The sequence below is a fragment of the Plantactinospora sp. DSM 117369 genome (assembly GCF_053764795.1).
Genome location: NZ_CM132446.1, coordinates 8,794,484 through 8,815,865, shown reverse-complemented (window position 1 = coordinate 8,815,865; position 21,382 = coordinate 8,794,484). Strand labels below are relative to the sequence as shown.

At 72.0% G+C, this 21,382-nt stretch carries 22 protein-coding genes; 16 read left to right on the top strand and 6 right to left on the bottom strand.

The genetic code is table 11. From position 1 onward, the window contains the following. Window positions 1-43: 43 nt before the first annotated feature. From ACSMXO_RS37730 to ACSMXO_RS37720, 3 genes are all read left to right on the top strand, one after another. Complete coding sequence (locus tag ACSMXO_RS37730) at window positions 44-1,567, top strand: cellulase family glycosylhydrolase (RefSeq protein ID WP_455415659.1); 1,524 nt, start codon at window positions 44-46, stop codon at window positions 1,565-1,567. A 16-nt stretch (window positions 1,568-1,583) separates the two neighbouring features. After that, window positions 1,584-2,729, top strand: a complete 1,146-nt coding sequence (locus ACSMXO_RS37725) for a cellulose binding domain-containing protein (RefSeq protein WP_455415658.1) — start codon at window positions 1,584-1,586, stop codon at window positions 2,727-2,729. Window positions 2,730-2,899: 170 nt separating this feature from the next. Beyond that, window positions 2,900-3,850, top strand: coding sequence for a Ppx/GppA phosphatase family protein (locus ACSMXO_RS37720; protein WP_346259341.1), 951 nt, complete (start codon window positions 2,900-2,902; stop codon window positions 3,848-3,850). A 26-nt stretch (window positions 3,851-3,876) separates the two neighbouring features. Here the strand turns inward: ACSMXO_RS37720 and ACSMXO_RS37715 are convergent, their stop codons facing one another. The 4 genes from ACSMXO_RS37715 to ACSMXO_RS37700 form a co-directional block, all read right to left on the bottom strand. Next, window positions 3,877-5,019, bottom strand: coding sequence for a methyltransferase domain-containing protein (locus ACSMXO_RS37715; protein WP_455415657.1), 1,143 nt, complete (start codon window positions 5,017-5,019; stop codon window positions 3,877-3,879). A gap of 415 nt (window positions 5,020-5,434) precedes the next feature. Continuing rightward, entirely contained in the window at window positions 5,435-6,388 is a 954-nt protein-coding gene (locus ACSMXO_RS37710; RefSeq protein ID WP_455415656.1) for an SDR family oxidoreductase, read from the bottom strand. 274 nt (window positions 6,389-6,662) lie between these two features. Beyond that, window positions 6,663-6,854, bottom strand: a complete 192-nt coding sequence (locus ACSMXO_RS37705) for a DUF397 domain-containing protein (RefSeq protein ID WP_346259252.1) — start codon at window positions 6,852-6,854, stop codon at window positions 6,663-6,665. Beyond that, window positions 6,847-7,725 carry a helix-turn-helix domain-containing protein gene (locus ACSMXO_RS37700; RefSeq protein ID WP_455415655.1) on the bottom strand — a complete coding sequence of 293 codons (879 nt, stop codon included), beginning with the start codon at window positions 7,723-7,725 and terminating at the stop codon, window positions 6,847-6,849. Before ACSMXO_RS37700 ends, ACSMXO_RS37705 begins: the two co-directional genes overlap by 8 nt. 378 nt (window positions 7,726-8,103) lie before the next feature. On the opposite strand from ACSMXO_RS37700, the gene ACSMXO_RS37695 reads away from it, so the two are divergent. Beyond that, window positions 8,104-8,667, top strand: coding sequence for a class I SAM-dependent methyltransferase (locus tag ACSMXO_RS37695; protein WP_455415654.1), 564 nt, complete (start codon window positions 8,104-8,106; stop codon window positions 8,665-8,667). An 18-nt stretch (window positions 8,668-8,685) separates the two neighbouring features. Here ACSMXO_RS37695 and ACSMXO_RS37690 read toward each other — a convergent pair whose 3' ends face one another. Beyond that, complete coding sequence (locus ACSMXO_RS37690) at window positions 8,686-9,162, bottom strand: MarR family winged helix-turn-helix transcriptional regulator (protein ID WP_455415653.1); 477 nt, start codon at window positions 9,160-9,162, stop codon at window positions 8,686-8,688. A 166-nt stretch (window positions 9,163-9,328) separates the two neighbouring features. Between ACSMXO_RS37690 and ACSMXO_RS37685 the strand changes: the two genes are divergently transcribed. Then, window positions 9,329-10,864, top strand: coding sequence for a DHA2 family efflux MFS transporter permease subunit (locus ACSMXO_RS37685; RefSeq protein WP_455415652.1), 1,536 nt, complete (start codon window positions 9,329-9,331; stop codon window positions 10,862-10,864). A 92-nt stretch (window positions 10,865-10,956) separates the two neighbouring features. Here the strand turns inward: ACSMXO_RS37685 and ACSMXO_RS37680 are convergent, their stop codons facing one another. After that, window positions 10,957-11,388, bottom strand: a complete 432-nt coding sequence (locus ACSMXO_RS37680) for a hypothetical protein (RefSeq protein WP_346259258.1) — start codon at window positions 11,386-11,388, stop codon at window positions 10,957-10,959. 88 nt (window positions 11,389-11,476) lie between these two features. Between ACSMXO_RS37680 and ACSMXO_RS37675 the strand changes: the two genes are divergently transcribed. From ACSMXO_RS37675 to ACSMXO_RS37625, 11 genes are all read left to right on the top strand, one after another. Next, complete coding sequence (locus tag ACSMXO_RS37675; protein ID WP_318394651.1) at window positions 11,477-11,809, top strand: PadR family transcriptional regulator; 333 nt, start codon at window positions 11,477-11,479, stop codon at window positions 11,807-11,809. Then, a complete protein-coding gene (locus ACSMXO_RS37670) occupies window positions 11,806-12,771 on the top strand; it encodes an HAAS signaling domain-containing protein (RefSeq protein ID WP_455415651.1) in 966 nt (321 codons plus the stop codon). The genes ACSMXO_RS37675 and ACSMXO_RS37670 overlap by 4 nt, the downstream gene beginning before the upstream one ends. A 208-nt stretch (window positions 12,772-12,979) precedes the next feature. Continuing rightward, complete coding sequence (locus ACSMXO_RS37665) at window positions 12,980-13,669, top strand: dienelactone hydrolase family protein (RefSeq protein WP_346259260.1); 690 nt, start codon at window positions 12,980-12,982, stop codon at window positions 13,667-13,669. A gap of 49 nt (window positions 13,670-13,718) precedes the next feature. Continuing rightward, window positions 13,719-14,444, top strand: coding sequence for a uracil-DNA glycosylase (locus ACSMXO_RS37660; RefSeq protein ID WP_455415650.1), 726 nt, complete (start codon window positions 13,719-13,721; stop codon window positions 14,442-14,444). A gap of 21 nt (window positions 14,445-14,465) precedes the next feature. Beyond that, window positions 14,466-15,272: a DUF4129 domain-containing protein gene (locus ACSMXO_RS37655; protein WP_455415649.1), complete on the top strand. Its 807-nt coding sequence runs from the start codon at window positions 14,466-14,468 to the stop codon at window positions 15,270-15,272. Next, window positions 15,269-15,862, top strand: a complete 594-nt coding sequence (locus ACSMXO_RS37650; protein WP_346259263.1) for a hypothetical protein — start codon at window positions 15,269-15,271, stop codon at window positions 15,860-15,862. Before ACSMXO_RS37655 ends, ACSMXO_RS37650 begins: the two co-directional genes overlap by 4 nt. After that, window positions 15,859-16,872 (top strand): AAA family ATPase, encoded by a 1,014-nt coding sequence (locus tag ACSMXO_RS37645; RefSeq protein ID WP_346259264.1) that lies wholly within the window; start codon window positions 15,859-15,861, stop codon window positions 16,870-16,872. Before ACSMXO_RS37650 ends, ACSMXO_RS37645 begins: the two co-directional genes overlap by 4 nt. A gap of 86 nt (window positions 16,873-16,958) precedes the next feature. Next, window positions 16,959-18,347, top strand: coding sequence for a DUF58 domain-containing protein (locus ACSMXO_RS37640; RefSeq protein ID WP_346259342.1), 1,389 nt, complete (start codon window positions 16,959-16,961; stop codon window positions 18,345-18,347). 49 nt (window positions 18,348-18,396) lie between these two features. Next, window positions 18,397-18,927, top strand: a complete 531-nt coding sequence (locus tag ACSMXO_RS37635; RefSeq protein WP_346259343.1) for a hypothetical protein — start codon at window positions 18,397-18,399, stop codon at window positions 18,925-18,927. A gap of 139 nt (window positions 18,928-19,066) precedes the next feature. Then, window positions 19,067-20,437 (top strand): NAD(P)/FAD-dependent oxidoreductase, encoded by a 1,371-nt coding sequence (locus ACSMXO_RS37630; RefSeq protein WP_346259265.1) that lies wholly within the window; start codon window positions 19,067-19,069, stop codon window positions 20,435-20,437. 201 nt (window positions 20,438-20,638) lie between these two features. Then, the gene (locus ACSMXO_RS37625) at window positions 20,639-21,379 is read left to right on the top strand and encodes a class I SAM-dependent methyltransferase (protein ID WP_346259266.1); all 741 of its coding nucleotides are present in this window, start codon (window positions 20,639-20,641) and stop codon (window positions 21,377-21,379) included. Window positions 21,380-21,382 lie beyond the last annotated feature (3 nt).

Here is a 21,382-nt window from a genome sequence, read left to right as displayed (position 1 = left end):
GCTCCCATTGATGGTCACCTCTTCCTGTCCAGAGGAGATCCTCATGAAAAGTCGGCATGCCCTGCTCGCCGCCGGCGCGGTGTGCACACTCGCCGCCGCCAGTCTGGTGGCGGGCACGTTCCCCGTGTCCGCCGCGACTACCGGCTGCTCGGTGACCTACACCGTGCAGAACCAGTGGACCGGTGGGTTCTCGGGCAACGTCTCCATCACCAACCTCGGCTCGCCGGTCACGAGTTGGACGTTGACGTTCGACTTCCCGAACGCCAGCCAGCGCGTCAGCCAGGGCTGGAGCGCCACCTGGTCGCAGTCCGGCACCCGCGTCTCGGCCGCCAGTCTCAGCTGGAACGGTTCGCTGGGCACCGGCGGTTCGACCGCGATCGGCTTCGTCGGGTCGTGGAACGGCAGCAACCCGGTTCCCGCCTCGTTCGCGCTGAACGGCACGACCTGCACCGGCGCGGTCACCTCGCCGTCGGCCAACCCGCCGACCACGGCGCCGCCCACCACCCCACCGGTCACCACCCCACCGACCACCACGCCACCGCCCGGTGGTGTGGCGCCCGCCCTGCGGGTCTCCGGCAATCGGTTGGTGACGGCGGCCGGGGCGACCTACCGGTTGCTCGGGGTCAACCGGGCCAGCGGCGAGTTCGCCTGCGTGCAGGGCAAGGGGATGTGGGACAGCGGCCCGGTGGACCAGGCCTCGGTCGACGCCATGAAGACCTGGAACATCCGTGCCGTCCGGATCCCGTTGAACGAGGACTGCTGGCTGGGGCTCTCCGGCACGCCCAGTGGCGCCGCCTACCAGCAGGCGGTCAAGGACTACGTGAACCTGCTGGTCGCCAACGGGATCAACCCGATCCTCGACCTGCACTGGACGCACGGCAGCTACACCGGCAACATCTCGGCCTGCGCCGACGTCAACGCCACCTGCCAGAAGCCGATGCCGAGCATGCAGTACACCCCGCGGTTCTGGACCGGGGTGGCGAACGCCTTCAAGGGCAACGACGCGGTGGTATTCGACCTGTTCAACGAGCCCTACCCGGACGCCTCCAACAACTGGTCGGACATGCCCGCCGCGTGGCGGTGCCTGCGCGACGGCGGCACCTGCACCGGCATCGAGTACGAGGTGGCCGGCATGCAGGACCTGGTCGACGCCGTACGCGCCACCGGCGCCGGCAACGTGCTGCTGGTCGCCGGGCTGACCTGGACCAACGACCTGACCCAGTGGCTGACCTACAAGCCGACCGATCCGCGCGGCAACATCGTGGCGTCGTGGCACTCGTACAACTTCAACGCCTGCGTCACCGAGTCCTGCTGGGACAGCCAGATCGCGGCGGTCGCGGCCCAGGTCCCGGTGCACGCCGGTGAGATCGGCCAGGACACCTGCGCGCACGACTACATCGACCGGGTGACGACCTGGCTGGACTCGCAGCGGATCGGATACACCGCCTGGACCTGGAACCCGTGGGGATGCAGCGGCGGCAACGTGCTCATCCAGGACTACGACGGCACCCCGACCAGCACCTACGGCGAGGGCTACAAGGCCCACCTGCTGACCGTAACTCCGTGAGGGAAGGAGTGACGCCATGAACGAACAGACGGACTCCGTGCGGGACCGGACGAGGATGCCGCGCAAACCCCTCTGGTACGCCCTGATCACCGGGCTCGCAGCAGTCCTGGCCTTCGCCTTCACGGTGGTCTCGCCCACCGCCCCCGCCCTGTCGGCGGCTGCCCCGGTCAGGATCATGCCGCTTGGTGACTCGATCACCGCCGGCCCCGGCTGCTGGCGCGCCCTGCTCTGGAACCAGCTCCGGACGGCTGGTTACTCGAACATCGACTTCGTCGGCAGCGCCTCCGACGGAGGCAGTTGCAACTACGGGTTCTCGTACGACGCCGACCACGAGGGCCACGGCGGCTTCTCGGCCGTCGGCATCGCCGACAACAACCAGCTGCCACCGTGGTTGAACGCGGCAGACCCGGACATCGTCGTCATGCACCTGGGCACGAACGACCTGTGGGGCGGCTGGCAGTCTATGGACACCATCATGGCCGCGTTCACCAAGCTGGTCGGCCAGATGCGGGCGAACAACCCCGACATGAAGATCGTTGTGGCGCAGATCATCCCGCACCACGGCTGTGAGACCTGCCCGGCCGACGCGGTGACGTTCAACAACCGGATCCCCGGCTGGGCCGCCGGGCTGACCACGGCCCGCTCGCCCATCGTCGTGGTGGACCAGTGGACCGGCTTCAACGCCGCCACGGACACCAACGACGGGGTGCACCCGGTCGAGTCCGGCTTCCGCAAGATGGCCAACCGCTTCTACCCGGCGCTCGCCCAACTTCTCGGCGGCGTCGTCCCCACTCCCGGGACGACCACCCCGCCGGGCACGCCGACCACCCCGCCCGGAACGCCGACCACCCCGCCGGCGGGCGGCGGCTGCACGGCCACCTACCGGGTGACGAACCAGTGGACCGGCGGGTTCCAGGCCGAGGTGAGCGTGCGCAACGGCAGGTCGACGGCGACCACGGCGTGGACCGCGACGTTCACCTTCGGCGGCGGCCAGCAGGTCAGTCAGGCCTGGAACGCCACCGTCACGCAGACGGGAGCGACGGTGACGGCCCGGAACGTGAGCTGGAACGGCGGCCTGCCGGCCGGCGGATCGACGACCTTCGGCTTCCTGGCCTCGGGTACCGGCGGCTCCGCGCCGGCCGTCACCTGCACGGTGAGCTGAGACGCGGTGGTGGTACGGGCCTCCGACGGCCCGTACCACCACCAGTCCCACTCGTGATCACCCCGCCACCCGCCCGCTAGGGACTCCGTGCCGACCCTGCGAGCTGTTGCCGCGACGACAGCGCGTCGCCGCGACCCCGAGGACGTAGAGTGAAGATCGTGAAGAACCGCGTGGCCGCGATCGACTGCGGCACGAACTCGATCCGGCTGCTCGTGGCCGACCTGCCGGACCCGTCCGCCGGGCCGGAGGCCGAGCTGGCCGAGGTGGTCCGGCGGATGGAGATCGTCCGGCTGGGCCAGGATCTCGACCGGACCGGGCGGCTGGCACCGGAGGCGCTGGAACGGACCCGGCAGGCGCTGGTCGGCTACGCCACCTCGATCGAGTCGCTCGGCGTGTCCCGGGTACGCATGTGCGCCACCTCCGCCTCCCGGGACGCCTCCAACGCGGGCGAGTTCCAGACCATGGTGGTCGACACCCTCGGCGTCGAGCCGGAGGTGGTGACCGGGGACGAGGAGGCCCGGCTCTCCTTCACCGGTGCCGTACGCGGGCTGGGCGACGACGTCCGGGCGCCGTACCTGGTGGTCGACATCGGGGGCGGCTCGACCGAGTTCGTGGTCGGCGGGCGGCCAGCCGGTGGCGGCGCGGCGGCGGTGGACGCGGCGGTGTCGGTGGACATCGGCTGCGTCCGGATGACCGAGCGGCACCTGCACGGCGACCCGCCGACGCCGGAGCAGCTGGCGGCGGCCGAGGCCGACATCACGGCGGCGGTGGACCGGGCGCTGTCGGTGGTGCCGGGGCGGGAGGCGGCCACCCTGATCGGGCTGGCCGGCTCGGTGACCACGGTCGCCGGGATGGCGTTGGGCCTGCCGGAGTACCGCCCCGACCGGATCCACCACGCCCGCGTCCCGTACGCCGACGTGGTGAAGGTGACCAGCGACCTGCTGGCCCGGTCGTCGGTGGAGCGGCTGACCATCCCGGTGATGCACCCCGGCCGGGCCGACGTGATCGGTGCCGGTGCGCTGGTGCTCAGGATCGTCATGGAGCGGGCCGGGATGAGCTCGGTGATCGCCAGCGAGCGGGACATCCTCGACGGCATCGCATACAGCCTGCTGCCGGCGTAGCCCGTCCGCCACGCCGGCAGGCCGTACTACCCTGCCCGCAGGGTGACGATCTCCGGGTGGGTGCCGGAGAGGCTGATCGGGTGCCGCTGCCGCACGGCCAGCCCGGCCGCCTCCGCGTCGGGCAACTGGCCGTCCACGTCGGAGACCAGCAGCACCGCGCGGCCGGCCGGGCGCAGCACCCGGCGTAGCTCCGTCCAGAACCGCCGCTGCCGGCGGACCAGGATGCCGGCGAACGGCACCTGCCGGTTCCACGGCGGGTTGGTGACCACCAGGTCGACCACCCCGTCGGGCAGCGGGATCCGGCCGGCATCCGCCACCACCCAGCCGACCGGTGTGTCTCCGCCGTTGCCGGCGGCGATCGCGACCACGGCCGGGTCGATGTCACCACCCACAATGGACAGGGCTCGGTCGGAGCGGGTCGCCTCGACCGGTATCGTCCCCGCCCCGCAGCAGGGGTCGAGGAGCAGGTCGCCGTCGCGCGGCCCGGCGAGCCGGACCAGTGCGGCGGCGACCGGTGGGTGCAGGCTGCCCGGCCGGGACATCCGACGGTACGCGCGGCGGTGCAGCGGCCGGTCGGCGATCCGCAGCGCCACCAGGGCCCGGTCGTCGACGAGCGTGACCCGCCAGGACAGTCCACCCGGCGGTGGCGCGAGCCCACCCCGCCGGCTGTGGTACGGCATCCCGAGCGCGGCGGCGATCGGCTCGCCGACCGCGTCCTCCAGATCGAACCGGGTGAAGTTACGCCGCCCCAGGAACGACGCGGAGACGTCGATCGCGGACAAGGCTGCCGGCACGCCCGTCCCGGGCAACGCTGCCGGCACGCCCGTCCCGGGCAACGCTGCCGGCACACCCGTACCGGGCAACCGGCGGTCGCCACCGCAGCGGCGCCACCCGGCCAGTAACTCCCGCAGCGGCAGCGCCGTCGCGGCCTTGCCCAGCATCCGCAGGTCTGCCCGGCTCCGGCCGATCCCGTACACCACCGCGCCGACCAGGAAGACGTCGTCGGCGCAGCGTAGCTCCAGTACCTCAGGACCGGGATCGAGGCAGTCGAACCACACCTCACGGTGTGCGACCGCGCTGACCCGGCCCACTCCCAGTGTTGCTATCTCGTCGGCCACCACCGGCTCGATGCCCCGCACCGTCCGCGCCACCAGGCGCGCGGCCGTCACGACGTGACGACGGTGCCAGGACGCGGTGTGGCCCCGGCGCGGGTACGCGCCGGCAACCGAAAGATCATCCGATCTTCTCCCACGTCGCGACTCGGGGCGACGCGCCGCCGCCCCGCATCGCTGGCGAGGGGTTATCCGCAACCCGCCAGCGGTCGCGTCAGCCGAGGAAGAAGAAATTCATGGGCGGAGCTTAGCAACAGGGCGGTCGCGGCGCGGCCGGGTTTCTGCCGAGCCGCCGGGGTGGTCACTCCGGCGCCGGATCGCTGCGGAGCCGGCTGTAGAGCCAGCCGTCCCGCCAGTGGCCGGCCCGGAACTCGACCGACCGCATCACGCCTTCCGGTCGGCGTCGCGGACCGGGCGCAGCCGTACCGATGGCGCCACCGTCTCCTCCTGTTCCTGCCGCATCTGCGACGGCTCAGCCGGACGGGTGCGGATAGCTCACCCGGCTGAGCTGCTCCGACACCTCCCAGAGCTGGGCCGCCGCCGCCTCGTCCAAGGCTCGGGCGGGGACCTTCGCCGGGGTGGGTCCACCGTGGAGTTCGGCGAAGCCGTCCGGCCCGTAGTATCCGGCACCCTCGGCTGCCGGGCTGGTCGCGGCGTAGACGGCGGGCAGGGCGCCGCCCGGGATTTCCTGCCAGACCCACGGTACGAGGTAGAGCAGCCGGTTCCGGATCCGGTTGAGCCGCACCGAGCGCCCGCCATGGGTTGGCCCGGTCACCTGGAGGTTGGTGATCGTCGCGCCCGGATGGGCGGCGTTGCTGCGGATCCCCCACCCGCCGAGCGTGCTGCGCCGCTGAAGCTCCCGGGCGAAGACCAGCATCGCGAGCTTGGAGAGCCCGTACGCGCGCACCGGCTGGTAGTGGCGCTCACCCTGGAGGTTGTCGAAGTCGAACCGCCCGACGCGGCTCAGCATGCTGCTGATCGACACCACCCGGGCGGCACCGGCGGCGCGCAGCAGCGGAAGCAGGTGCCCGGTCAGCGCGAAGTGCCCGAGATAGTTGGTGGCGAACTGGAGTTCGTACCCGTCCTCGGTGAGCGCCCGGCGGCGGGGCGCCATGATCCCGGCGTTGTTGACCAGGATGTCGACCGGGCGGCCCTGCTCGGTCAGGGCCGTGCCGAACGCGGCGACACTGGCCAGCGACGTCAGGTCCAGGTGCTGGAGGGTGAGCTTCGCGGCGGGCACCTCGGCGCGGATCTCGGCGATGGCCCGGTTGCCCTTGGCCTCGTCGCGTACCGCGAGGATCACCTCGGCGCCGGCCCGGGCGAGCCGGTGGCTGACGCCGAACCCGATCCCGCTGTTGGCCCCGGTGACGACCGCGAGCTTGCCGGTCAGGTCCGGTACGTCGATGTCGGGCGTGCGGTGCGGCATCTGATCAGTATCGACGCCGACGCGTCCGCCGTGGGGACGGCGTGCCGGATCGCCCTGGAGGATGATCCACGCTGGCCGGCCCACACGCTGGCCGGCCGGCGTGCGGCGGCGGTGGCCGCCCATCGGCGCTCGGCAGCCACACCTGCCGCGCAGACTGTCGAGCTGGGTGCACGGACGGGGCACGGGGCGGCGCGGGCACCGCGGGCGCCCAAGCGGGGCAGCTCGACAGTCTCGCGGACCGGAGGTGTCTGCTCCGGCGGCGGTTACCCAGCGCTCAAGGCCGTACGGCCAGATCGGTGAGGAAGGACCGCCACGCGGTGGGGTGGAAACTCAACGTGCCACCGTCGCGATCCTTGGTGTCACGCACCAGCACCCGGCCAGGCGGATTGACGGCCACCTCGACGCAGGCCCCCTCGTTGCCACTATGGGTGCTCTTCCGCCAGTTCGGAACGGTCGGCTCAGTCATCCACTGCCTCCTTGATGATGTCGGCGATCAGGTCTTCGGAGGCCTCCTGGCTGAGCGCCAGTTCGCCGAGAGTCCGCCAGACGTCATCGTAGAACGTCACCTCGGCGGGTTTGTCCAGATAGAGGGCGCCGGTCAGGTTCTCGCTGTAGACGGTGGTTGGCTCGGGCGGACGGGTGCCGAGCGCCGGGAAATCGAGGATGTAGAAGGCATTCGTCATCGATGCCCGGTGCGGACCCGCCGCCGATGGCAATACCCGCACGGTGACCGAAGGCAATCGGTTGGCGTTTGCCAGGTAGGCGAGTTGAGCCAACCATGCGTCATGATCCGAGATCGGCCGACGCAGCACGGCCTCGTCCAGGATCACCTCTAGATCAGGAGCCTTGGGGTGGCGGCGCGTCAAAATCCGTTGGCGTTCCAACCGCAGCGCCACCTTGGTCGCGATGTCCTGCTCGGTGACCCCCGGCTTGGTCCGGAAGACCTCGGTGGCGTACTCGGGAGTTTGCAACAGGCCGGGAATCAGCGATGACTCGAAGTTGCGGATCCGGCAGGCGGCCGCTTCCATGCCGACGTACAACTGGAACCAGGAGGGGATCACCTCGCCGTAGGCGTGCCACCAGCCCTTGGCCTTGGACTCCTTGGCGAGGCTGAGCAGCACGCTGGTCATCTTCGGGGTGACGCCGTAGAGCCGGCACATCGCCTCGACGTCGTGCGTCCGTACCGTGGTTTCGCCGCGCTCGATCCGGTACATCCGGGCCCGGGACCATTCCAGGATCTTGGCCGCCGGTTCGAGATTGATCCCGGCTTCCTCTCGGGCGATCGTCAAATGACGGCCGAGTTGACGTTGCGGTACGGATGACGCGCGGTCCCCCACGATTCCGCTCCATTCTCTGCTGGACAGTCTCGAACGGCTGGAACGAGACAGCGATACCGGCCGGCACGGTCCGATGTCAATATTTCTCGGCAAATCTCGCGCCATACTGCTGACCGCGGAAATCGATGTCCAGACTCCTCCGCAGGCGGTCGCGCTCGGTCGATACAGGGGTGTAGGTCCCGGGCGTGGCCTGCGGGGTCGCCGGTCGGCGGAGACCGGCGACCCCCTTCCAGGACCGGGAGGTAACGATGCCGTCCGCCGTACGCCCGCACCTGCCGCAGCGGCCGATCTGGCTCTGCCGGGCCTGTGTCCGGCCGTGGCCCTGCCCGCTGGCCCGCGCCAACCTGGCTGCGGCTGGCAGCGACGTACAGTCCGTTGATGGTGCGGGCGGCGGCGGTGCCGGAGCGGCTGCGGTGGGCGGTCGACCTGCTGAAGGTGGCCCCGGACGATCGCCTGTTGGAGATCGGCTGCGGTAACGGGGTCGCGGTGTCGCTGGTCTGCGACCGGCTGGTCGACGGGCGGATCACCGCGATCGACCGCTCGGCGGCGGCGATCCGGCAGGCGGAACGGCGCAACCGCGACCACATCTCGGCGGGGAGGGCGGTCATCCGGCTCGGCGCGCTCGAGGAACTCGGCGTGCTGGAGCAGTCCGATCTGGACGGTGAGCGGTTCGACAAGATCTTTGCCGTCAACGTCAACCTGTTCTGGACCCGGTCACCGGCCGCCGAACTGACCCTGCTCAAACGGCTGCTGCGTCCGGCTGGCGGGCTCTACCTGTGCTACGAGCCGCCGGAGGCGACCCGGGTGGCGGAACTGGTCAAGCGGCTGCCGGTGACGCTGGCGACGCACGGGTTCGCCGCCACCGCGGTCACGTCGGCGACCACGCGTTCCATGTCCCTGCTCTGTGTCTCCGGACGTCTGGCGATGCCGGAGGGGCGCTAGGACAGCGGGCGGCCGGGGTCAGCCCGCGAAGCCGGCGACACATCCCGGTGGCGGCTCCGGGCCCTGGGCGACGGCGTTCACCAGCAGCGCGCTGCACTGGGCGACGGTACGCAGCTCGTCGTCGGTGAGCCGGTCGAGGATCCGGCGCATCTTCTCCGTGCCGGCCGTCGCGAACCGGTCGACCAGGTCGTGCCCGGACCTGCTCAGCTCGATCCGGCGTACCCGGCGGTCGTGCGGGTCTTCGCGGCGGGTGACCAGGCCCTGCGCGACCAGCCGGTCCACCATCCCGGTCATGGTGGCTAGGCTCACACCCAGCGCGCCGCTGAGTTCCTGGCCGGCGATGCTGCCGTGGGCCGAGAGCACCAGCAGGACCTTCAACTGCGGCAACGTCAGGTGCAGCGAGAACAGCGGGTTCGCCGGGTCGTTGGCGAAAAGGTGCTGTATCTCTCGTTGCGTTTCCATGATCTGGGCGATGAGATCGTCCCGGTCACCCATCGATCCTCCAGAGCACCAGACGGCGGCAACGGTCGGCCGCAACGCGGCCTTGCCCTCCGCGGTCAGCGGAGGTTACCAGGGAAGCGCCAGCCCCAGAATACTTCGCTGCGGGCGAACTGTTAGTGTCGGCCTAACTTTACATCCACGGGGAAAAGGAGCGAGCCGCATGTCCGTGGCCGTCCAACCTGACGCCGGGAGCGACAAGCTCGATCCCGGCGTCCTGAGAGTCGCCGGTGTGGTGGTGCTCGGCGCCATCATGTCCATCCTCGACGTCACCGTCGTCAGCGTCGCGCTGCCGACCTTCCAGAGCAAGTTCGACGCGAGCTACGCCACCGTCGCCTGGACGATGACGGCGTACACGCTGGCGCTGGCCACCGTGATCCCGATCACCGGCTGGGCGGCCGACCGGTTCGGCACCAAGCGCCTCTACCTGCTGTCCCTGGTGCTGTTCCTCGGTGGTTCGGCGCTGTGCAGCGTGGCCTGGGACATCGGCCCACTGATCGTCTTCCGGGCGCTCCAGGGTCTCGGCGGCGGCATGCTGATGCCGCTCGGCATGACGATCATGACCCGCGCCGCTGGCCCGCACCGGGTCGGCCGGGTGATGGCGGTGCTCGGCGTACCGATGCTGCTCGGCCCGATCGGCGGCCCGATCCTCGGCGGCTGGCTGATCGAGGCGGCCTCCTGGCACTGGATCTTCCTGATCAACGTGCCGATCGGCATCGTCGCCTTCGTCCTGGCGCTGCGGGTGCTGCCCAAGGACGAGCCGCACCCCTCCGAGTCGTTCGACTTCGTCGGCATGCTGCTGCTCTCGCCGGGTCTGGCGCTCTTCCTCTACGGCGTCTCCTCGATCCCGGAGGCCGGCACCGTGGCCGCCGCCAAGGTGCTGTTCCCGGCGATCACCGGCCTGGTGCTGATCCTCGCGTTCGTGTTCCACGCGCTGCGCAAGGACCACCCGCTGATCGACCTGGGGCTGTTCAAGAACCGCAACCTCACCATCTCGGTCGTCACGATGACGCTGTTCACCGTGGCGTTCATGGGCGCGATGCTGCTGCTGCCCAGCTACTTCCTCCAGGTGCGCGGCGAGGGCACCCTCGACGCCGGCCTGCTGCTGGCCCCGCAGGGCATCGGCGCGATGCTCACCATGCCGATCGCCGGCCGGCTGACCGACCGGATCGGCCCCGGCAAGCTGGTGCTCGGCGGCATCGTGCTGATCGCCCTGGGGCTCTCCCCGTTCACCCAGATCACCGCCGACAGCTCGTACGGGCTGCTCCTCGGCGGCCTGTTCGTGATGGGCATGGGGATGGGCATGACCATGATGCCGATGATGTCGGCGGCGATGGCCAGCCTCACCCACCAGCAGGTCGCCCGGGGCTCCACGATGATGAACATCGTCCAGCAGACCGCCGGCTCGATCGGCACCGCCGTGATGTCCGTGATCCTCACCAACCAGGTGCTGGAGAGCCAGGCGGCCACCGCGTACAGTGCGGTCACCCGGGGGCAGGTGCCGCGTGAGCAGGTGCCGCCGGAGGTGCTGACCCAGGGGCAGGCGTCGCTGGCCGACGCCTTCGGCCAGACCTACATCGTCGCGCTGGTGCTGATCGTCCTCTGTGTCGTCCCGGCACTGCTGCTGCCGCGCAAGCGGATCGAGCCCGCCTCGCCGGAGCAGGGCGCCGAGATGCCGGTCCCGGTCGCCATGCACTGAGCCGGTCCCGCAGTTCGGGGCACCGGAGCACGACCCCATGTCCGTCGCCGCCCTTCCGCCATTCCGGTGGGAGGGCGGCGACGGTTGGCGTCTCAGCCGGTGCGGAACAGGTCGGCCCGGGACTGCTCGCGCGGCTCGCGCTCGTCCCGCGACCACCACCAGGCGTAGCTGATCGCCCCGGGGCGCGGCGTGCTCAGCACGATCCGGGCCACCAGCGGTCCCTCGTACGCGGTGAAGTGCCCGGGGGAGCGCTGGGTGAAGCAGACCATGCCGGGCAGTTCGAGGCTGGCGACGTGCAGTTCGAGTCGTCCGCCGGCACCGAGGACCAGCACGCTGTGCTCGACGTGCCGCAGGCCGTCGCTGTCGGTGGTCGCCTCGTAGTCGAGAATGGCGGCACGTCCGTCGAGGGCGGCGCTGACCACCATCCGCGCCACGAACGGCCCACTTTCCGGGCCGTCGCCCCGGCCCCGGTACACCCCGGTGGCGGCGGTGAGGCGGCGTAGTACGTCGGTCTCGGCGGGCACGGCGACACCGTAGCGCCCGTGCGCCACGCCGGTCGCAACGCTACTGCCGCGTTGACGGTACTGTGCATTGAATAGTAGTATCGCCGACGTGGACACGACCCAGTTGCTCAAAGGCGTGCTGGATCTCGCGGTCCTGGCCGTGCTGAAGGACGAGGACGGCTACGGCTACGACATCATGCGCCGGCTCCGCGCGGCCGGCCTCGAAGAGATCGGCGACGCCTCCGTCTACGGCACGCTGCGCCGGCTCTTCCAGGCCGGCCTGCTCACCACCTACGTGGTGCCCAGCGAGTCGGGCCCCCATCGGAAGTACTACGCGCTCAACCCGGCGGGGCGGGACCAGCTCCTCCGGTCCGGCAAGGTCTGGCGTTCCTTCGCCACCACCATGGACAGGCTGCTCGACGACAAGGGGATGGCGGCATGACCGTGACCGAGCAGGAGATCGCCCGGTACGTCGGGCAGGTCCGCGAGGCGCTGGCCGACCTGCCGCCGCCGGTCCGCGACGAACTGCTCGAAGACCTGCCCGAGCACCTGGCCGAGGTGGCCGCCGAGGGGGAGGGGTCGCTCTACGAGCGGCTCGGCCCGCCGCAGGCGTACGCGATGGAGCTGCGTACCGCCGCCGGAGTCCCCCCGCCGGCCGGTGCCGTCAACCTCGACCAGCGGATCGGTGCGGCGGTCCGCAAGGGCCGGGACCGGATCCGCGCCGCCGACACCCGGCTCGGCCCCGTCCTCGGCTACACCCGGCTCAGCGACTTCCTCCGGCTGCTCCGCCCCGCCTGGTGGATTCTGCGCGGCTACCTCGCCGCGATGCTGATCACCGTGCTGCTGGCCGGAACCTCGTTCGGGCTGCTGCCCCGGCTCGGCGGCAGTGGCCTGGCCGCGCTGCTGCTGCTCGCCGCGACCATCACCGGGTCGATCTGGCTCGGCCGGCGTACCGACCGGATGGGCCGGCGCCCGAGGCTCGTCCTCAACCTGGGTGCGGCCCTGCTGGTTCTCTTCGGCCTGGCCGGCTTCGTCGAACTCGACAGCCGGGCCGGCGGCAGCCCGGTGCAGTACGAGCAGGTCTACACCGACCAGTACTCCGGGGTGCAGGACGTCTACGTCTACGACAGCCAGGGGCGGCTGCTGGAGGGGGTACGACTCTTCGACCAGAACGGCCAGCCGATCCGGTTGGGCCACCCGTGGTGCGCGGAGGCGCAGCGGCCGTACTCGCTCGACGAGGCGTTCGCCGACCTGACCCGCCAGCCGTACCCGTACTGCCCGCAGGGGGCGCCGTTCCGGTTCGGACCGACCTCCCCGCCGGCTCCCGAGCCGACCGCTCCGGCCGAACCGTCGGCCACCCCGAGCGGTACCGCGCCGACGGCGAGTCCTACCCCGACCGACTAGACCGCAAACCCGCTCCCCCGGGGCGGTCGACGACGTGGCGTACACCTGTGCAACAGGAGGTGTACGCCACGTCGCTGTTGGCTTCCGTCCCCCCGTCGGGCGTGGCAGGCTACCCGAACACCCGGCACGCAAGACCCGGACCTCCGGACTTTGGGTGGGTAGAACTGTGCGACCAGCCAACGATGACTGACCGACAGGAGGGCCACCGATGGGCGAGATGGTGAGTTACCGGAGTAACGGGGGGACCAGCGAGGGCTACCTGGCGCTGCCGGCCGGCGGCGCGACCGGTCCGGCCGTCATCGTCATCCAGGAGTGGTGGGGACTGGTGCCGCACATCACATCGGTTGCCGACCGGTTCGCCGAGGCCGGCTTCGTGGCGCTCGCCCCCGACCTCTACCACGGCGCCTCCACCACCGAGCCCGACCAGGCCGGCAAGCTGCTGATGGGCCTGGCCATGGACCAGGCCGCCCGGGACATCGCCGGTGCCGCCGACTACCTCGCGGAGCGGCCCGAGGTCGACGGCGACCGGGTCGGCTGCGTCGGCTTCTGCGCCGGCGGCAGCCTCGCGCTCTGGTCGGCGACCCTCTCCGACCGGATCGTCGCGACCGTGGGCTTCTATCCGGTGCTGCCCTGGGAGCGGATGCGTCCCGAGTGGTCCAACTACGCGGGCAAGGCCGCCGTGATCCACTGCTCGGAGGAGGACGGCACCTCGGCGGCCGACGGGGTCAAGGCGGCCCGGCAGGCGATCGAGGCGGCCGGTGGTGACTGCACCACCCACGACTACCCCGGCACCCGGCACGCCTTCTTCAACGACGACCGGCCGGAGGTCTTCGACCAGCGGGCGGCGGCCAGCGCCTGGGCCCGTACCCTGGAACTCTTCCGGGCCCGACTTGGCTGAACCGCTCCGACCCGCCGGAGGGGACCGGCGGTCGCGTACCCCCGGGGACGTGCTCGCCCGCGCAACGCGGGCGGGCGACCTGGCCGAGTTGGACGGCGCCGTCGCCGACTGCTTCGCCTGCCCCCGGCTGGTCGCCTGGCGGGAGGAGGTCGCCGCCGTCCGTCGGGCCGCCTTCCGCGACCAGGAATACTGGGGCCGCCCGGTCCCCGGCTTCGGCGTCCCCGACGCCTGGATCGCCATCCTCGGGCTGGCCCCGGCCGCGCACGGCGGCAACCGGACCGGGCGGATCTTCACCGGTGACCGCTCCGGTGACGTGCTCTTCGCCGCGCTGCACCGGGCTGGCCTGGCCAACCAGCCGACCAGCGTCGCCGCCGACGACGGCCTCGCGCTGCGACACACCCGGATCGCCGCCGCCGTCCGCTGCGCTCCGCCGGACAACAAGCCCAGCCCGGCGGAGCGGGACACCTGCGCGCCGTGGCTGCACCGGGAGATCGAGCTGATCAGACCCACCCTGCGCGTCGTGGTCACGCTGGGCGCGTTCGCCTGGGCGGCGTGGTGGCCGCTGCTCCGCCAGGTGTACGGCGTGCGACCGCCCACCCCGCGACCCGCGTTCGGGCATGGGGCACACTGGTGCGGAGACGAGGCCGTCCCGCAGGTGCTCGGCTGTTACCACGTCAGCCAGCAGAACACCTTTACCGGGCGGCTCACACCGACAATGCTGGACGAGGTGTTCGCCCGGGCCCGGCACCTGGCCGGGCTGGACGAGGACGGCTAGACGGCTCAGGGAGGCGGTGCGATGACCGACGGGCACTCCGGCCGTGCCCGCCCGGCGCCGCACCCGCCCCGGTCCAGCCTCACCGCCGGCCTGTTCCGGACGCTCTGGCCGCTGGCAGCGGTCGCCGGGTTGCTGGCGCTGGCGGCGCTCGCCGCCGCGCACTCGTCGATCGGGTTCACCCGGGTCGAGCCGCCGGCCGACATCGTGCCGACCTTCGAGCAGCAGGCCCCGCCCGCCGGGCTGGACCAGCCGACCGACACCCCCGCACCCGGCCAGCCCGGCAACTACCTGCCGGGCTGGGTTCCGCTGGTCGGCACCGTGCTCTGCGGTGCGGTGGTGGTGGCGGTGCTGGTCGCGCTGCTCTGGGCGCTGGCCCGGGACCTGCTGCGCCGCCGCCGGGGGCTGGCCCGCCCCGGTGCCCGGAAACTCCGCTCCGCCGAGCAGACGGCGGAGGAGGTCGTCGCCGCGCTCGACGCCGGCCTGGTCGATCTCTCCGACACCGACGCCGACCCGCGCAAGGCGGTGATCGCCTGCTGGGTACGCCTGGAGCAGGCCGCCGCCGCGGCCGGTGTCGAACGCCGGCCCGGGGACACCCCGACCGACCTGGTGACCCGGCTGCTCGGCGGCGGCCGGCCGGTCAGCGCCGACGTGCTGGCCGCGTTCGCCGACGTCTACCGGGAGGCCCGGTACGCCACGCACACCGTCGACGAGCGGATGCGGGCCCAGGCCCTGGCTGCGCTGCGCCGGCTGCGCACCGAACTCACCTCACGGGTCGACCGGCTGGACGGGGACGGCGAGCGGGCGGCGGCCGGGGGCGGGCAGCGGTGAGCGGGTCCAGCACCAGCATCTTCGATCTGCTCCAGGACGAGGAGGAGCAGCAGCCGACGGCCACCCGCCGGCGCGGCGGCGTACGCGGCTGGCTGCGGATCGGACTGGCCGCGGCCGGGCTCACCGCGGCGGTCGTACTCGGGCTGCGCATGGTCGGGGTCGGCGTCTCCGCCGCCGCCGTCTTCGCCGGCTTCCTCGCCCTGCTGCTGCTGCGCCGACTCACCCGGACCCTCGCCCCGCCACCACCGGTGCCGGTCCGGCTCCGCCGCCCCGCCGGCGACGGCGAATCCGACGGCAGCTACAACTGGACCGTCGGGGACGCCCTGGGCAGCTCGGTCAACCGCTGGGAGACCAAACTCACCTGGTCGCAGGGGGAGCCGGAGCGGTTCTCCCGGGCGGTGCTGCCGGTGTTGTGCGAACTCGTCGACGAGCTGCTCCGGCAGCGGCACGGCGTCACCCGGGTCAGCGACCCGGCCCGGGCCCGGGCACTGCTCGGCGAGCCACTGTGGAACTTTCTCGACACGCCTCCCAAGCGCACTCCGGCGCCGCGCGACCTCGCGGCGATCGTCGCCCAATTGGAGAAGCTATGACAGACGCGGACCAGGTCAGCACCTTCGACGTGGGTCGGCTGGCGCAGGCCGTGCTGGACCAGGTCGGCACGGTGGTGGTGGGCAAGCGGGACGCCCTGGAGCTGGTGCTCGCCGGCATCCTGGCCGGCGGGCACGTGCTGCTGGAGGACCTGCCGGGGCTCGGCAAGACGCTGACCGCCCGCTCCTTCGCCCAGGCGCTCGGGCTCGACTTCCGGCGGTTGCAGTTCACCCCCGACCTGCTCCCCGCCGACGTCACCGGTTCGTTCCTCTACGACCAGCGCACCGCCGACTTCAGCTTCCGGGCCGGGCCGGTCTTCACCAACCTGCTGCTCGCCGACGAGATCAACCGTACGCCGCCGAAGACCCAGGCGGCGCTGCTGGAGGCGATGCAGGAGAAGCAGGTCTCGGTCGAGGGTGTCACCTACCGGCTGGACCCGCCGTTCCACGTGATCGCCACCGCCAACCCGATCGAGTACGAGGGCACCTATCCGCTGCCGGAGGCACAGCTCGACCGGTTCCTGCTCCGGGTCTCGTTCGGCTATCCGGGCGCCGAGGAGGAGTGGGACGTGCTCCGCCGCCGGATGGCCCGCCGCCAGGAGGAGGCGGAGCTGAAACCGGTGGTGAACGCCGAGGTGCTCCGGGCGATGCAGGCCGCCCTGGAGAACGTGGTGGTGGAGGACTCGATCGGCCGCTACATCGTGTCGCTGACCGCCGCCACCCGGGAGCACGCCTCGGTACTCGTCGGTGCCTCGCCGCGCGGCTCGCTCGCACTGCTGCTGCTGGCCCGGGCGATCGCCGCGTTCGCCGGCCGCGACTACGTGATCCCGGAGGACGTCAAGGCGGTGGCGGTGCCGGTGCTGGCGCACCGGATCACCCTGCGGCCGGAGATGTGGCTGCGCCGGGTCGACCCGTCGTTCGTGGTCAACGAGGTGCTGGAGACCACCCCCGCGCCGGCCAGCGGTGCGCTGCCCAGCTACGCGGCCGGGCCGGCCGGGGCACGCGCGACGTGAGTTCCACCGGACCGACCCTGCGACCCGCCGTACCCGGGCAGCGGGCGGCCGCCCCTGCCGGGACGGAGTCGTCCGGGGACGCCTCGGTGCCGGACTGGGTCTCCACCCGGGCACTCGGCCGGGCGGTGCTGCTCACCGGGCTCTTCCTGGTGGCCGGTGCGCTGCTCGGCCGGATCGACCTGGTGGTGCTGGCCGCCCCGTTCGCGCTCGGCACCGCGTACGCGCTGCGCCGCCGACCGGCGCGGCCGCCGGAGATCGGGATCGGGGCCGACGACACCAACCTGGTCGAGGGGGGCGCGCTGGTCGCCGGGATCAGCGTCGGCAACCGCGACGACGTCGGCTACGACCTGGTGCTGGTCCGTACCGTGGTCTCGTCCTGGCTGCGGATCGACGAGGTCCGGTTCGCGCCCGGCGGCGCCGGGTCGGACGGCTCCGCCCCGGCGGACGGCTCCGACCGCCCGGCCCCGACCGGCCGCCGGGACGCCACCGACCGCCCCTACGGCTTTGCCGTGCCGGCCGGCACCATAGCCGACCTGGAGCTGCGCGGCGGGACGCTGCGCTGGGGCCGGCACTCGCTCGGGCCGGCGGCGGTCCGGGCGGTCGCCTGCGACGGGCTGCTGGCCAGCCAGACGGTGCGGAGCGATGCCCGTCCGGTGCCGGTCTATCCGGTCACCGAGCCGTTCGACGCGGACGAGGCGATGCCCCGGGCCGCCGGCCTGGTCGGCGGGCACCGGTCCCGGCGCCCCGGCGAGGGCGGCGAGCTGGCCGGGGTACGCATCTTCGGGCCCGGTGACCGGCTGCGCCGGATCGACTGGCGGGTCTCGCTGCGGGCCCGGCAACTGCACGTGGCGGCGATGCTCTCCGACCGGGACGCCGAGGTGGTGCTGCTGCTCGACGTGCTGGCCGAGGCGGGCCGGTCCGGCGGGATCCGGGGCAGCGCGTCGGTGCTGGACACCTGCGTCCGGGCCGCCGCCGCGATCGCCGAGCACTACCTGCACCGGGGCGACCGGGTCTCGCTGCTGGAGTACGGCCCGTCGGCCCGTCGACTCCGCCCGGCGACCGGGCGGCGGCAGTACCTGACCCTGCTGGAGTGGCTGCTCGACGTCCGGGTCGAACAGTCCCCGCACGAGCCGTACGACCAGGTCTTCGGCCCGCAACTGCTCTCCTCCAACGCCCTGGTGGTGGTACTCACCCCGCTGGTGGACGCCCGGTCGGCCGCGATGCTGGCCCGGCTGGCCCGGTCCGGCCGGTTCGTGGTGGCGGTGGACACCCTGCCGCCGTCGGCGGTGCCACCGAAGCGGGGGCAGTGGACCGAGGTGGCGCACCGGCTCTGGCGGCTGGACCGGGACACCACGATCGGGCAGCTCCGCGAGCACGGTGTGCCGGTGGTCACCTGGGCCGGGGCGGGCAGCCTCGACCTGGTGCTCCGGGACGTCGCCCGGCTCGCCTCCGCACCCCGGCCGGCGCTGCGGTGAGCGCCGGCGTGCCGAACGGAGAGCCGTCGTGGTGAACCGGATCAAGGAGATGTACGCCGCGATCGGCCGGATCACCCTGGTGCCGCTGCTGGTCCGGGCCGGTGTCTTCATCTGCGCGCTGCTCGCGCTGCTGCTGGCGTACCCGTCCGGGCCGTCCGATTCCCGGCTGCTCGGCCTGCTGGTGGTGGCGGCGCTGGCGCCCGCGGTGGCGCCCCGGCGGAACTGGCCCACCCTGGTGCTGCTGGCCGCGGCCGGCGCCTGGGTGGTGGCCACCGGCTGGTACGACCAGCCGGTGGAGCTGTGGCGGCTGCTCGCCCTGGCCACCTTCCTCTACCTGACCCACACCCTGGCGGCGCTCGCCGCCCTGCTGTCGTACGACGCGGTGGTCGCCCCCGAGGTGCTGGCCCGGTGGGTCACCCGAGCCCTGGGGGTCGGGCTCGCCTCGGCGGTGCTCTCGGTGCCGCTGCTGGCGATGGACGGGCAGTTCGGCGACCGGAGCTTCGTCGCCGCGCTGCTCGGCGGGCTCGCCGTGGCCGTCGGCGCGGCCGCGCTGCTCGGCTGGCTGTTCCGCCGCAGGTAGCGGCCGGGTTTTCCCGGCGGTCTGCCCACCCCGGCGGCAAGATCGGCGCAAACTGGGGTAACGCGGGTCACCTGGCGTCGTCAATCACAGAAGGGGCATCTGGCCAGCATCCGGCGCCGGGTGGGGGAAGGATAGAGGCGTGAATCCGCAGCGGATCCTTGTGGTGGGCGCCGGTCACGTCGGCCTGTACGCGGCCCTGCGCCTGTCGAAGAAGCTCCGGTCGTGGGAGGCCGAGGTCATCGTCGTCGACCCTCAGCCCCACATGACGTACCAACCCTTCCTGCCCGAGGCGGCGGCCGGCAACATCTCCCCCCGGCACTCCGTGGTGCCGCTCCGGCGCGAGCTGCGCCGCTGCACCATCGTCTCCGGCACGGTCACCCGGGTCGAGCACGACCGGAAGACCGCGACCGTGCAGCCGATCATCGGACCGGCCCGGGAGATCCAGTACGACCACATCGTGGTGGCGCCCGGCTCCGTCTCCCGTACCCTGCCCATCCCCGGGCTGGCCGAGCAGGGCATCGGGTTCAAGACCATCGGTGAGGCGATCTTCCTGCGCAACCACGTGCTGGACCGGCTGGACGTGGCCGCCGCCACCACCGACCCGGACACCCGGCGCTCCGCGCTGACCTTCGTCTTCGTCGGCGGCGGCTACGCCGGCATCGAGGCGCTGGCCGAGATGGAGGACATGGCCCGGGACGCCCTGAAGTACTACCCGGAGCTGAAGCCCGACGACATGCGCTGGGTGCTGGTCGAGGCGACCCTGCGGGTGCTGCCCGAGGTCGACCGGGACATGGGCGCGTACACGGTCGCGCAGTTGCTGAAGCGGAAGATGGACATCCGGCTGGAGACCCGGCTGGAGTCCTGTGTGGATGGCCTGGTCCGGCTCTCCGACGGGGACAGCTTCCGGGCCGACACCATCGTCTGGACGGCCGGGGTGAAGCCGTCGCCGATGCTGGCCCAGACCGACCTGCCCCGGGACGAGCGGGGCCGGGTCACCTGCCTGCCGACCCTCCAGGTGGTCGACGGTGACCGGGTCGTCGAGGGGGCGTGGAGCGCCGGTGACTGCGCGGCGGTGCCGGACCTGACCGGACCGCCCGGGGCGTATTGCTCGCCCAGTGCCCAGCACGCGGTGCGGCAGGCGGCCCGGATGGCCGACAACATCCGGGCGGTGATCCGGGGGCGGCAGCCGGTGGACTACAAGCACAAGCACGCCGGCAGCGTGGCCAGCCTCGGCCTGCACAAGGGCGTCGCCCAGGTTTACGGGATCAAGCTCAAGGGGCTGCCGGCCTGGTTCATGCACCGGACGTACCACATGAGCCGGATCCCGTCGCTGAACCGCAAGGTACGGGTGATCGTGGACTGGACCCTCGCCTTCTTCCTCCGCCGCGAGGTGGTCGCGCTGGGCCAGTTGCACGACCCCCGGGAGGAGTTCGTCGAGGCGAGCACGCCGGTCGCCCGGGATACCCGGCCGAGAAACGAGAATTTGGCCGGCGTCGATCCCCGGGTCTGAGTGCCCACACCTCCCGTCCGCTGGGACGGTTACCGGCGGCCGGCCGCCTTGGGTGGTCGGATGTGCGGGGGCGCGGATATCCTGTCCCTCCTTGATGCGTGAGGACGAGGAGTCGAAAGTGCCCCCCAAGCGATTCGTCAGCGCCCAGGAGGGAACAATCGCCACGGTGGTCGTGACCGGGCCGACTGCCGGTCCAGCGCGGTGAGCGTCCGAGGCGGCCTGCGGGCACCCGCGACGCTGGCGGAGTCGACGGTCCTGCAGTCGGCGGTACTGGAAGACCTCCGGTCGGCGGTCAACCACAACCGGTGGCTTCTCTCGCTGTCGGAGCCGTGGCTCGGCGACGATCCCCTCGAGATCGGTTCCGGCCTCGGTGAGGCTGCCGCGATCTGGGCGGCCGACGGCCGTAAGATGACCGCCTCCGAGGCGGACCCGGGGCGGCTGGCGCGGTTGAGGGAGCGGTTCGACAACCATCCCACGGTGCGGGTCCGGGAACTCGCCGTACCGATCCGGGAGAGCGCGGACCACTCCGCCGTGGTTGCCCTCAACGTGCTGGAGCACATCGAGGACGACGTGGCGGCCCTGCGTGACTTCGCCCGGCTGGTCCGGCCGGGCGGACGCATCGTCCTGATCGTGCCGGCCTTCGAACAGGCGATGAGCAACTTCGACCGGCGGATCGGCCATTTCCGGCGGTACCGCGTTCCCACGATGACCGCGACGCTGCGTCGGGCCGGGCTGCGGCCGGTCAGGGTGCAGTACGTCAACTCGATCGGGCTGCTCGGCTGGATGCTGCTGGTCAAGGCGCTGGACGGGGAGCCACGGGAGGGCATGCCGCTGAAGATTTACGACCGGTTGTGCGTGCCGGTGCTACGCCGGGTGGAGGAGCGGATCCGGGTGCCCTTCGGGCAGTCCGTCTTCGCCGTCGCCGAGACTCCGCAGGAGTGACCA

Coding starts and splice junctions, on each gene's coding strand:
- ACSMXO_RS37730 (WP_455415659.1), top strand. CDS start 44: ATGAAAAGTCGGCATGCCCTGCTCGCCGCCGGCGCGGTGTGCACACTC.
- ACSMXO_RS37725 (WP_455415658.1), top strand. CDS start 1,584: ATGAACGAACAGACGGACTCCGTGCGGGACCGGACGAGGATGCCGCGC.
- ACSMXO_RS37710 (WP_455415656.1), bottom strand. CDS start 6,388: ATGCCGCACCGCACGCCCGACATCGACGTACCGGACCTGACCGGCAAG.
- ACSMXO_RS37705 (WP_346259252.1), bottom strand. CDS start 6,854: ATGACTGAGCCGACCGTTCCGAACTGGCGGAAGAGCACCCATAGTGGC.
- ACSMXO_RS37695 (WP_455415654.1), top strand. CDS start 8,104: ATGGTGCGGGCGGCGGCGGTGCCGGAGCGGCTGCGGTGGGCGGTCGAC.
- ACSMXO_RS37690 (WP_455415653.1), bottom strand. CDS start 9,162: ATGGGTGACCGGGACGATCTCATCGCCCAGATCATGGAAACGCAACGA.
- ACSMXO_RS37685 (WP_455415652.1), top strand. CDS start 9,329: ATGTCCGTGGCCGTCCAACCTGACGCCGGGAGCGACAAGCTCGATCCC.
- ACSMXO_RS37670 (WP_455415651.1), top strand. CDS start 11,806: ATGACCGTGACCGAGCAGGAGATCGCCCGGTACGTCGGGCAGGTCCGC.
- ACSMXO_RS37665 (WP_346259260.1), top strand. CDS start 12,980: ATGGGCGAGATGGTGAGTTACCGGAGTAACGGGGGGACCAGCGAGGGC.
- ACSMXO_RS37655 (WP_455415649.1), top strand. CDS start 14,466: ATGACCGACGGGCACTCCGGCCGTGCCCGCCCGGCGCCGCACCCGCCC.
- ACSMXO_RS37645 (WP_346259264.1), top strand. CDS start 15,859: ATGACAGACGCGGACCAGGTCAGCACCTTCGACGTGGGTCGGCTGGCG.
- ACSMXO_RS37635 (WP_346259343.1), top strand. CDS start 18,397: ATGTACGCCGCGATCGGCCGGATCACCCTGGTGCCGCTGCTGGTCCGG.